The organism is Ehrlichia chaffeensis str. Arkansas, from assembly GCF_000013145.1.
In the GTDB taxonomy this organism is placed as follows: domain Bacteria; phylum Pseudomonadota; class Alphaproteobacteria; order Rickettsiales; family Anaplasmataceae; genus Ehrlichia; species Ehrlichia chaffeensis.
This window is the reverse complement of record NC_007799.1, coordinates 104,850-117,613: the sequence shown is the minus strand read 5'-3', so window position 1 is coordinate 117,613 and position 12,764 is coordinate 104,850. Positions and strand designations below refer to the sequence as shown.

Annotated in this window: 9 protein-coding genes; 2 read left to right on the top strand and 7 right to left on the bottom strand. The window is 30.0% G+C overall.

The window, feature by feature from the left end:
* Positions 1 to 6: 6 nt before the first annotated feature.
* Complete coding sequence (locus ECH_RS00520) at positions 7 to 1,239, bottom strand: lipoprotein-releasing ABC transporter permease subunit (RefSeq protein ID WP_006010110.1); 1,233 nt, start codon at positions 1,237 to 1,239, stop codon at positions 7 to 9.
* 539 nt (positions 1,240 to 1,778) lie between these two features.
* On the opposite strand from ECH_RS00520, the gene holA reads away from it, so the two are divergent.
* On the top strand, positions 1,779 to 2,687 hold the full coding sequence (gene holA, locus ECH_RS00515; protein WP_230577154.1) for a DNA polymerase III subunit delta: 909 nt from the start codon (positions 1,779 to 1,781) through the stop codon (positions 2,685 to 2,687).
* A gap of 433 nt (positions 2,688 to 3,120) precedes the next feature.
* On the opposite strand, the gene gshA is transcribed toward holA, so the two are convergent.
* The 3 genes from gshA to guaA form a co-directional block, all read right to left on the bottom strand.
* A complete protein-coding gene (gene gshA, locus ECH_RS00510; RefSeq protein WP_226988417.1) occupies positions 3,121 to 4,416 on the bottom strand; it encodes a glutamate--cysteine ligase in 1,296 nt (431 codons plus the stop codon).
* Between the two features lie 241 nt (positions 4,417 to 4,657).
* Positions 4,658 to 5,908 carry a citrate synthase gene (locus tag ECH_RS00505; protein ID WP_011452415.1) on the bottom strand — a complete coding sequence of 417 codons (1,251 nt, stop codon included), beginning with the start codon at positions 5,906 to 5,908 and terminating at the stop codon, positions 4,658 to 4,660.
* A gap of 655 nt (positions 5,909 to 6,563) precedes the next feature.
* Positions 6,564 to 8,144, bottom strand: a complete 1,581-nt coding sequence (gene guaA / locus ECH_RS00500) for a glutamine-hydrolyzing GMP synthase (protein ID WP_006010944.1) — start codon at positions 8,142 to 8,144, stop codon at positions 6,564 to 6,566.
* A 275-nt stretch (positions 8,145 to 8,419) separates the two neighbouring features.
* On the opposite strand from guaA, the gene ECH_RS00495 reads away from it, so the two are divergent.
* Positions 8,420 to 8,800 (top strand): hypothetical protein, encoded by a 381-nt coding sequence (locus ECH_RS00495; RefSeq protein ID WP_006010942.1) that lies wholly within the window; start codon positions 8,420 to 8,422, stop codon positions 8,798 to 8,800.
* 653 nt (positions 8,801 to 9,453) lie between these two features.
* Here the strand turns inward: ECH_RS00495 and ECH_RS00490 are convergent.
* From ECH_RS00490 to ECH_RS00480, 3 genes are all read right to left on the bottom strand, one after another.
* Positions 9,454 to 10,560 (bottom strand): DUF3514 domain-containing protein, encoded by a 1,107-nt coding sequence (locus tag ECH_RS00490; protein WP_006010940.1) that lies wholly within the window; start codon positions 10,558 to 10,560, stop codon positions 9,454 to 9,456.
* Between the two features lie 176 nt (positions 10,561 to 10,736).
* Positions 10,737 to 11,426 (bottom strand): hypothetical protein, encoded by a 690-nt coding sequence (locus ECH_RS00485; protein WP_226988415.1) that lies wholly within the window; start codon positions 11,424 to 11,426, stop codon positions 10,737 to 10,739.
* Positions 11,427 to 11,745: 319 nt separating this feature from the next.
* Complete coding sequence (locus ECH_RS00480; RefSeq protein WP_226988414.1) at positions 11,746 to 12,762, bottom strand: DUF3514 domain-containing protein; 1,017 nt, start codon at positions 12,760 to 12,762, stop codon at positions 11,746 to 11,748.
* Between the last annotated feature and the right edge of the window lie 2 nt (positions 12,763 to 12,764).

Sequence of the window (12,764 nt, the reverse complement as noted above, 5' to 3'; positions counted from 1 at the left end):
CCCCTACTATTCATGTCGTAAAACATCTGCTGGATCTTGACAAGCAGCTTTTCTAGCAGGAAGAATAGCTGCAACTAAAGATAGAAATAAAGATAACAAAGATATTTTTACCACATCCTCTACTAATAAAACAGAAGGCAAAGTATCAAAAAAGTAAATTACAGGATCAAAAATATTACTATCACTTATTTTCTCTAACATATTTTTTATTCCATCAATATTCAGAGAAACTACTATGCCTAATACACAACCTAGTATTGTACCTATCAATCCTATAAAAAACCCACACATACAAAATATTCTGAGTATACCACAACGTGTTACACCTAACGTACGCATTATAGCAATTGCTCCTTTTTTATCTTGTACTAATATAGACAAGCTTGAAATAATATTAAATGTTGCAACTATTATAATTAAAGTCAATATAAAAAACATTACATTACTTTCGATTTTTAATGCATGAAAATAACTTCCCTGCTGCATTTTCCAATCTTCTCCTTTCATATTTGTCTTACTTTCTATTATCTCTAACATTTCTGATGATTTATTAACATCAAGAATTGACACCTCTATACTTTTTACTCGATTATCATAATGGAAAAACAATTGTGAAGCATGCAAAGGCATATATACCAACGTACTGTCATACTCATACATTCCAACATCAAATACTGCAGCAATTTTATAGGTCTTCATACGTGGTATATTACCTATAACCGTAGATATACTTTCTGATGATACAATAGTTAGTTTATCTCCATAATTGACATGTAGAATTTCAGCCAATTTGATACCTATAGCAATACCGTCATTAAATTCATCAATACTACCTCTTACTATATTATTTACTATTATATTATTACGCTCTATATCTTGTTTTTCTATACCTCGAACTACCACTCCAGATACATTACTATTAGATTTAATCATAGCTTGATTTTCAGTAATAGGCACAGCATCCTTTACTCCAGAAATACCCTTAATTGACTCTGCAATACTACGGTAATCGTAATCAACACTATCATTAAAATAAATTACTATATGACCATTTAACCCTACTACACAATTTAATAGCTTTTCTCCAAACCCATTCATGACAGACATAACTACAATTAACGTAGCAACTCCTAACGTAATCCCTACTAAAGATAACATAGTAATCATAGAACATAAGAATTTACTACTACTAGATCGTAAATAACGCAGTGCTAACATTAATTCAAATTTAAGTAACATCGCATTACACCAACAGAACAAAATAATGTCACTAATTTATCATATCAATATGATATTACAAAACTACATTGCTAATAATTATAAACATTTATAGATAAATTATAGCCTATACATATAATATCTCGACTTTAAAATTCATCAATTTAAGTATAGAACAAAATATTAAACATTTAAAAATGAATCCTGAAACCATTTCTACACAATAAAGAAATACCTACAAACATGCCATTAATTACATTTAAAACAAAATAGATTGTGAGAAACCCCTACTAAATGCTCTTTACATTACCTAATCACTAGGATCCAAAAAAAAATTTCAACCCACTCTACTGTAATATTTAAGTTCATACAAACATCCATTGAAATTATATTAAATAGTAAAATAGATTGTCAAAACATACCTTATTAAGATATCTTTTTATTTAATTAGTAAAATAAATGTTGTGAAAATTACATCATCAAAATTACATTCCTTTTTCAACAATCTACAACTTACAAACAATATACTCATCTACGGCAACGATTATGGAAAAATTAGCATGTACAAGAAAAAAATCATTAATCATGTTAACACAAACTCTGAATTTGCTATAAGCAACATTGACTTTTCTACAGTAAACAAAAATCCCAGCACATTATTTATAGAGCTGACTACCATATCCATGTTCTGTCAAAACAAATTGATTATACTAGCTAATGGAGAAAAATCTATCTCCCAGGAACTAAAGCACGTCTTAAGTAATAACATAGGTAATAACTATATAATTATAACTTCTGGAGAGTTATCTCCTGATTCTACCTTAAGACAATATTATGACAATTCACGAAATGCTGCTTCCATAGGATGCTATAAAGATGATAATGACAATCTTTCATTCATAATATCAGATTTCCTAACAAAGAACAAAGTACAATATAATGCTACAACATTGCAGTATTTACACAATGTCTTATCACAAAACTGTAATGCATTACAACCAGAACTTGAAAAACTTATACTATATATAGGAAACAACAAAAACTTGACAATTCAAAATATTCAAGAAAGTTTACTGACAGAAATAGACCCTATTTCAGAAGATTTATGTGTATCTGTCGCAGAAAAAAATCTAGAGAACTTTACAAAATTTTCTGACGTATTACTCAAAAATAAATTTACTCCAATAGCTTTAATAAGGATCCTTATTAAATATTTTTCAAGGCTAGAATATTTAATAAGAACCATAAAAAACGGTGAACCAATAAATCAAGCAATAAAATCTATACATCCTCCTATATTTTTCAAATCAATTCCTACAATAAAAAAACATGTATCTGCAATCCCATATGCCGAAATCAACAACATAATAAAAAAACTAGTAGAGATAGAAATACAGTGCAAAAAATCAGATTCAAACCAAGAAGTAATATTTAAGTATTACCTCACAACAATGATTACTAGGAAGTAATTAACTAAGATCTTCAGTATTAATAACATTGTACAAAACCCTGTGTACAAAGACTATAAAACTTTGATGTAATATATGAGTATACTCCCTTCAACAGCACATAAAGTATTTGGATGCTCACTTGCTTTACATTATCAGAAAAGATACAGGGATCCCATACTTATGACTACACTGTAATAACACATTATAGATTCTATGTTAATCAACAGATATGACTATAAAACCTTGATGTAATATTATGAGCTTATACTACCTTCAATAGCACATAAAGTATTTGGATGCTCACTTGCTTTACATTATCAGAAAAGATACAGGGATCCCATATTTATGACTATACTGTAATAACACATTATAGATCCTATGTTAATCAACAGATATATTTACCAACTTTTGTATAATAATATTGTCAAAAACAACACATAAGATTAGCAATTTAACTTAGTAAGCAATTTTGCTCCATTACATTAACATTTGATATCTCATGCATCTCAATTGCAGCAGCTAAAACAGCTATTTTTCCAATTATATTCCAATACAATATGTCTTGCTGTTTATAACTTATATCTATAAAGTCACAGCCTACAGAATTTAAATTAGAAAATCTATCCTTTACAGAATGATACCTGTATAAGTAACATGAAGGAGTATGCCCTATAAAATAAACTAATGGCTCAGCTACATAACCATTAAAGATCTCTCTAGTAGTAATACCTTCCTGTATTATTACACTACTGACAACATTACCATCTTTAATCTTTTTCATTTTATTACGCTTTTTCCTATTAAGCATTAAGATATCATCTCCACAATAAGCTACTAATATTCCCATACCATAAGTTCCATTATCAGCTTTCACAAACACATATGGCTGTTCCTTAATACTATATAATTGGAATTTATTACGTATTTTGCTAATAACTACATCCACTTCATTAGCAATATCATCAATTCCTTGACTGTTGAAAAAACAAATATTACTACAACTAGAGAAAAATGCTGAAATTAACCAAGGATCAATATTAAAACTCTCACAAAACTCTTTGGATAACTTTTTATAAATAGAAAAATGATTAGATTTACTTCTATTAAACCATCCCAAAAATAAAGATGGCATAATACTTTGATATTTTAAACCTTGTAGTACTTCAGGAATCCCACTAGTCATATCATTATTGACTAAAATAAGATCAGGAATAAACCTACATCCAGCACGAAGTACACCATTATCATTAGTAAGACATAAACAATTTATCACACGTCCTGTTGATGAAATCAGTTCTATATTTTGATTTATATTACATATCCCTACTTCAACAACAAAACCTGCATTATTAACTATATTTTTTAAAACAATCAAACTATCAATATATTTTAAATTTCTTGTATGATTCTCTGCTATAATTAAAATTTTGCTACAGTTCGCATAATTAACTACATATTCCCTTAACAATCGAGAAGCATAAATTTGGGATTGCTCAGTAAAATTATTATAGCCTGCAGGAAAAATATTAGTATCTACCGGAGCAATCTTATAATCAGATACTCTTAAATCAACCGAAATATTCAAAACCGGGTTATACTTAGTAAATTTATTAAAAAACCAATTCTCTATATCTAACTTATATTTTGTTAATATATCATTTAATGTATCAATAATTACCGTCATTAGTACCAATAAAACATTGCGAGTAAACTCATAGGACATCAACACTTTAAGATAATTATCCATAGTTAAGCATAAAAAATTTTTACTTAACGTAATATTACAACTACAGTATATAACTTCATTTTTAACTTATATCTATGTTTATATCCTAAGATTACCCTCATATATTAACACATATTTCTAATTATATACACTTCTAAATAATTTTTATGGTTAACAAGATATACATATACAAATCCACAATTAATATGCGCATAATTATCAATAATATTAAAACAATAAGCAATGATAATTCAAAATTATGTTAACATTCTGCAATATTACCAGTATACAACTGACGTGGACGACATATTTTATAATTTTCTTCTGCTACCATCTCATACCATTGAGCAGACCAACCAGACGTTCTAGCTAATGCAAATAATGTAGTAAACATCCTAACCGGGATTCCAATAGCTTTTAAAACAATTCCGGAATAAAAATCTACATTAGGATACAAATTACGATCAATAAAATAACTATCTTGTAATGCTATATTTTCTAACTCTAATGCTATTTCTAATAATGGATCATTCACATTTAAATTATTTAATACTTCTCTACAAATTTTATACATTATTTTAGCACGTGGGTCATAATTCTTATATACTCTATGACCAAACCCCATAAGTCTAGTACTCTTGTTACCATCTTTTACCTTTTGAATAAATTGCTTTACATTACTTGGCTTTTCAATTGCCATTAACATATTAATCACAGCTTCATTTGCTCCACCATGAGCTGGCCCCCACAAAGTCGCTGTTCCCGCCACTAAACAAGCAAATAAATCTGCACCTGAAGAACCAGATAATCTAACAGTAGCAGTAGAAGCATTCTGTTCATGATCAGCATGTAATACAAAAATAATATCCAAAGCCTTAGCAACAACTTGAGTGAACTTATAAGAAGAAATATCAAACATCATATGTACAAAATTTTCACTGTAAGATAACTTTGTATCAGATTCGACAAAATCTTGATTGGTTATATATCTATAAATCAGTGCTATTATACTTGCAACTTTAGCAACTGCTAACTTAGCACACTTTAATTGATCTGCACTATTATCCTGATTATGATAACATGATGCTAACGCAGAAAAACATGCCATTAATATAGACATAGGATGTGAATCTCGTGGGAATGATTTTATAACATCATGAACTATCTTAGGAGGGTTATATTCCTGAGAAATTTGCGATATAAAATTTTGCAAATCCTCAAGACCAGGGAGAACACCATAAAATAACAAATACACTATTTCTATAAAACTTTTATTATTATTTACTAAATTTACTATATCATGTCCCCTATAACATAATATACCTTTATTCCCATCAATAAATGTAATCCTAGATTCACAAGCAGCAGTAGACATAAATCCTGGATCATAAGTTAATATTCCTGTATTTTTATATAAAGAAGTAATATCTACAGCCTTATTCCCATGAGTATCATATAACACCGGCAATTTTATTCTTTGACCATCCAATTCTAATACTGCTTCTTTAACCATAATCCTACCCAAATTAATAATAACCCCACACATATCTTGCTTATATAACATAAACAGATAAAAATAAGAAACCAAACACTTCAAATCTTATCAGAAGTAATGTAATCCCGTGTATATTGCACTCAAAATTTTATGTTTTTTAAAGGCATTCACACACAAAATTTTACATAACATTATCAATACTAATTTTTAACTTTTCGTAAAACAAATCACTTATTCATATATAAATTTTTATAAACCTATAATATCAATTAAGTCATAATTCTACTTTTTGTATACTATAACCAGTAACCACAATTTCTACTATATTTTTTTATATTTCTCAAAGTTGTTAGTTAATATATTTTTTCCTATTTGATACATATTTAAAAATAAAAATTTAACATTAATTATTAACAGATAGTCACATTATATTAAACTTATTAAATATGTCGATTGTTAAAAACTAATAAAGTTTAAATCTCTATAACTGTATAAGCCTAAAATCATAATACTACAAATTTATAACATTATTAGCGGCACAAACTTAAATTTATCAGTTTTACTAAGCTATTCAAATTTTCCTTGTAAAACTTAAATACTCATAAAATGACTCAATCAAACTCTATGACACATTAATCAAATAATAACACTCCAACTTATAAGTGTTCAATATCTATTCCCATTCAATTGTAGCTGGAGGTTTAGATGTAGTATCATATACCACTCTATTAATTCCTTGAACATTATTCACAATAGTATTACTAACATCCTGTAGAAACTCATAAAAGATTATCTTAGTTTCCAAGTCTACACCAAATGGGAAACATTCTGCAGTCATACCATCACTAGAAGTAACTGCTCTTAAAGCACAAGTATAACCATAAGTTCTACTATCACCCATTACACCCACTGTTTTCACTGGCAATAGCACTGCAAACGCTTGCCATATAACATCGTACAAATTATATTTTTTGATAAGATTAATATATATCTCATCGGCAGCCTGCAACATATTAACCTTCTCTTGAGTAATTTCACCTATTATTCTAATTGCTAAACCAGGTCCTGGGAATGGATGACGCATTAATATTTCATCTGATATACCAAGTTTTTTCCCCAACAATCTCACTTCATCTTTAAACAAAAGCTTTAGTGGTTCAACAAGCTGTAACTTCATTATATCAGGTAGTCCACCAACATTATGATGTGATTTGATAGTAACACTTTCTTTCCCAACAGAGCCACCAGATTCTATAACATCAGGGTATATAGTACCTTGCATTAAAAATTCTACGTTCCCTATCTTATTCGCTTCTTCTTCAAATACTTCAATAAACGTTTTTCCTATTATTTTTCGCTTTTGCTCTGGATCAGTAACAAATTGAAGTTTATCTAAAAATACTGATGATCTATCAACAATAGTTACAGGCATTTGAAACTGATCAACAAACGATTGTCTTACTTTTTCTGCTTCATTATAGCGCAGTAAGCCATTATCAATAAAGATACAGTGTAATTGATCACCTATTGCTCGATAAGTCAAAGCTGCAGCAACACTAGAATCAACACCACCACTAAGAGCAGCAATTACTTTTTTATCTCCCACTTGTTTCTTTATAAGATTCTCTTGCTCATCTAAAAAGGATTCCACTGTCCAGTTATTGTCACAACCTGCTATTCTGACAAAATTAGCAAGTAATTTTACCCCATCCGGAGTGTGATATACTTCAGGATGAAATTGTACACCATAAATTCTTCTTTCCTCATTGCTGATCATCGCAATTGCATTATTCACTACACTACATGCTATGACTTCAAATCCGCATGGAGTATCATATACACTATCTGCATGACTCATCCACACATAGGGTTGGTCTCCTACTTTCCACACATCTTTTATCATTTCTGATTTTTTGACAACATTTAGAATAGCTTTCCCAAATTCCTGACCACACCCATGTACAATTGTCGAGTTAAAATAATTACTTAAAAGTTGTAATCCATAACACACTCCCAATACTGGAACGGAAGTTTTTTTATTCAATTCAATAATATCGTGAACTATTGGAGGCATTCCTGTAAAATCCAGAACCGACTTAGGACCTCCAGATAAAATAAATGCTTTACTATCTTTTATGTAATCAAATGCTATATCATGCGGAAAAATTTCAGAATAAACATTTAGTTCTCTTATCCTTCTAGCAAGCAATTGTGTAAATTGCGAACCAAAATCAATAATTGCCACCCTTGACATTTATATTACCTTTATAACTGTACAAAATAAAAGTCCATCATTTGTTTTGATAATATCCACTATTAACATCAGAACTACAACTATAGTAGCTTTGTAAAGACTACAACCTATAAAATAGTACTTAATTGTGTTATCATTAACTATAATAAACTTACAATTCATTACACAAATAATGCGGAGTATTTTTCAACAAACTCAAAACATTATCGATCTTACATTGAGCATTCTAATCTTAAGAACAATAACACAGACTTTCAAGAACCGTATCAAATGTAATGACTATACCAAAAAAATCAACTCTCAACAAGAATTATGATTTTATTAATAAATATATAATAAAATTTAAATCAGTAATAATTTTAGGTACAACCATCATGAATGAAGAATTATCGCTAGATAAAAGTTTAGATAACGCTATGAGCTATGTTGAAAAAGGGTGTAATACAACAATAGATCCAAAAATGAAAGCATGTATAAAAAATGAAGTGAAGTCAGCAATTCCAGAGTTAAACAAGGTACTAACACCTTTAATTACTTCTGCACTTAATGCAGATCAAAAAACATTATCACAAAATCAGCAGGAAGAATTAGTGAAGAATTTCATAGAAATTATGATGCCACACATGCAAAAAATTATGCTCACATCTGAGCAATAAACATATATTCCCATAAAATTCAATATATAAATACCAATATCTTATAGATATTAACCCCCAGTAATAATGCAATATTATTGATAGTCAGTTTCTATAAGCATTGTAAATCTTTAACTTTTATAATGCTTATAGCACAAATATATACTGCTTACATTTGGCAAAAATTTTAGAATAAGTTTTTATCTGATTGCCTACTAAGCAATTTAACAAACTGTGGTTAAAACCCCCAATATTCATTTCTCACAGCAGAAGATAAAAATCTATTAGCTTCTAATAACTTAAATATAAGATAGAGAATTCTTACCTAAGGTTATTAAAATATTTTCAAGTTTATCCATTTCACAATATGTTAACGTTAGATATCATATATCACTATTAATGAATACTTAAAAATCTAAAAGCACCTTTACAGTGCATAAAGAAATGTACTATACCTAAACTGATCAATATAAGATTCTACTTAATAAAACAACAGTAACACAATCTTACTGTCTTGATTATCCAACTACAGAAAAACTATTAAAATGCTCTTTACTATATCATTCTGAAACGCATAAAGATTACGTTACCAGCAACCATTGATTAAACGTACTTTATAGAACATTGACAATACAACACAATACCTAAAACATAATTTAAGATAACATTCAAATCTACAATATATGATAAGAAGAATCTATGTCAGGCCCCATAGTACTATATCTACTACTCACTATAGCGCAATATGTACTTATATCTTCTCTTATATAAACTTCTTCACGCGGATGCAATAATAGCTTGTCAATATGACGCACTATATCAACAACAAAAACATTAAAACTCATTTTTTCTGCGTTTATACAATGTTCAATTTTTGTAAAAATTCCTCTATGATTTAGTCGAATTAGACTATGCGGAATGTTTAACCCAGATACTGTACGTACAGGGTTTTTATCACTTGGAGCATATAAATGCCTAAACGCTTTTCTTACATGATAAGCATACCTACCAAAAAGTAAAGAACGATATACTAGATACCCTACACTACATTCTTGGGATACAAGTTTCCGTATATCACTTTGCTCATCTCCAATAGAACATTTGACTTTTACCATCATGTGATACATTTGCCCAAGTTGTATACTACAAGACAACTTCATAAAATCACATAATTCTTGCAATTTTACACCCTTACCCCTTGCATGAACAAAATCATAACACATACCTAATAATTCTGAGTAAAAACCACTATTATGTAGCTTAAAAACACCTGCAATACCATGTTTTCCAACACAATAAACTATATTACTACGTACTTGATATGACATCCTTGAAAAATCAGAATATGACGCACCATATAACCCAATAAGTATCGAATCTATAACCCTTGGATCATGGTAATGACTTGCACAATACTTTATGCTGTCAGAACCATAAAACCTGCAAAGCCTACTCATAACGTGGTCTACTATTCCTATCTTAATCACAAAGGCACACAGCCTTATATTACTGGTTATTTTTGATAGACACTGTTCAATTTCAGACTTCAACATAATCCTTCCATTCCTTACAACGAACGTATTATGCAGCATATGATACATATAGGACATATGCATTCTTGCAAAACACGTTATAGATTCCCTAAACTCTTTTATTTGAGATTTATATTCCTCTATCGAATAATGCTTCACATGCTTGTAAACAAGTCCTTTAATTACAACATGCTTAGCAGAAATAACGCTTGTTGGAGCTACCATTCCAGGTACTGCAGTATGTTGCATACTAGCACTTAATGTTTTATCAACTTCATCTTTTAACCCAGAGGCTTCTTCAATTTTCTGGCCAGTGCATGCTTTTTCTACACCCTCTTTAACAGAAGATATCTTAGTTCTAGCTTTTTCAGCATAACTTACTGGGTAAACAGTTGAACCAGCTTTTGTAACATTACCAACAGGAATTACAACAGTAGTTTTTTCTTGACTAACATTCCTCTCCCCCCCCCCCCTTCTTTCACATCTTTTTTAACAATAGGTATTCCAGTACTAGCTTTTTTAGCATAACTCACTGATTGTTCAACAGTTTGTCCTACACGAACTTTTGGCTTTGCACCTTCTTTTAAATACTTACTTTCCAAATTTTGTGTGTCTACAGTAGTGCTTTCACGATCTAGCATACAAGAAGCACCTTCTACATGACCAACATTATATGTACCACTAACCTTTGCAGCATAACTTACTGATTGAGTAGTAAAACTAGCACTCCCCATATTTCTTAATGTTAATTTCCCAGAGCGTCGACTACGTGGTTTGATTGTACCTCCCAATAAAACATGAGATATTCCCCCGTCTTTTTTTTCAGTCAGATGTTGTACATCCTGACCTTTCGCTTTTACAATATCCTGATCACAAGATTCAAGGTGCATACTAGAAAGTTGCTCTGATAACAGTCCCGTTCGTTCTTCAGTATCAATACTCTGCTTGCTTTCAATAGTTATTGTTCTAGTTTCTACTTGTTTTAATGGACTACCTGTTTTTTTATTTTTCGACTTTTTCTTTTTACGAGGTGACTCTTTTGCAGCTTCATCACCACTCATTAACATTAATGTTACTGCAGGAATAACAACCGCAGCAACTACAGAAATTAGCATAAAGACACACTTATTCGATGTAATGCAAATTAAAAAAGATTTAAATTCTCTATAAATAATATTACTATATTTTCAATATGTTAGCAAGAAATTACAACCTTTTTTCCATTGACCACAACATTTAAGATATATACTCAACAAGACAATAACAATAAAGTCTTACCTTCTAAATCTCCAAATATAGAAAATCCTTAAAATAACAAGTAATTGAATATATTCAGTAATTATTCCCTAATGCACCTTATAGAACATTGATAATACACACAATCCTACACATGACTTAAACAACATTCAAAATGAAACACATTTAAATCTACAATCAATGAAGAGAAGAAGAAGCTATGTCAGCTCCCATAGTACTATATCGATTACTTACTATAGTGCAATATGTACTTATATCTTTTCTTACACGAACCTCTTCACCTGGACGATACAATGTATCTTTGACAAAATGTACTATATCATCAACAAAAACACTAAAATCCATTTTATTTGCCTTGATACAACTCTCAACTTTTGGAATAATTTTCCTACTACTTATTCGAATTACACAATACGGAACGTTTAACCCAGATATTGTATGTATAGGGTTTTTATCATCTGGACTATACAAATGCCTAAATGCATTTCTTACACGACAAGCATACTTACCAAAAAATACAGAACTATATATCAGATGCCCTATACCACGTTCTTGTAATAAAAGTTCTTGCAGATTATCTTGTTCATTTCCAGTAGAACATTTGGTTTTTAGTATCATGTGATACATTTGCGCAAGTTGCACAGTAGAAGACAACTTTATAAAATCACATAATTCTTGAAATTGTACACTCTGATTACTCTTTGCACGAACAAAATCATAATACATACTTAATAATTCTGAGTAAAAACTACTATCATGTAGCTCATAAACATTTGTAATCTTATATTCCCTAACACAATTAGCCATACTGTTGCGTACTTGATATGACATCGTTGAAAAATCAAAATGTGATGCATCATGCAGTATAACAAGTATCGAATCTATGAACTTTGGATCACGGTAATGACTTGCACAATACTTTATGCTGTCAGAACCATACATTCTGCAAATCCTACTCATAACATGCTCTACTATTCCTATCTTAATCACAAAGGTACACAGCTTCATATTACTGGTTATTCCTAATAGACACTGTTCAATTTCAGGCTTCAACATAATCTTTCCATTGTTTACAACGAACGTACCATGCAGTATACGACGTATATAGGACATATGCATTTTTGCAAAACACATTATAGATTCCCTGAACTCGTGTACTTGAGATTTATATTCCTCTATCGAATAACGCTTCACAT

Coding starts and splice junctions, on each gene's coding strand:
- guaA (WP_006010944.1), bottom strand. CDS start 8,144: ATGTCAAGGGTGGCAATTATTGATTTTGGTTCGCAATTTACACAATTG.
- ECH_RS00485 (WP_226988415.1), bottom strand. CDS start 11,426: ATGCTAATTTCTGTAGTTGCTGCGGTTGTTATTCCTGCAGTAACATTA.
- ECH_RS00495 (WP_006010942.1), top strand. CDS start 8,420: ATGACTATACCAAAAAAATCAACTCTCAACAAGAATTATGATTTTATT.
- ECH_RS00505 (WP_011452415.1), bottom strand. CDS start 5,908: ATGGTTAAAGAAGCAGTATTAGAATTGGATGGTCAAAGAATAAAATTG.
- ECH_RS00490 (WP_006010940.1), bottom strand. CDS start 10,560: ATGCAACATACTGCAGTACCTGGAATGGTAGCTCCAACAAGCGTTATT.
- gshA (WP_226988417.1), bottom strand. CDS start 4,416: ATGGATAATTATCTTAAAGTGTTGATGTCCTATGAGTTTACTCGCAAT.
- ECH_RS00520 (WP_006010110.1), bottom strand. CDS start 1,239: ATGTTACTTAAATTTGAATTAATGTTAGCACTGCGTTATTTACGATCT.
- holA (WP_230577154.1), top strand. CDS start 1,779: ATGTACAAGAAAAAAATCATTAATCATGTTAACACAAACTCTGAATTT.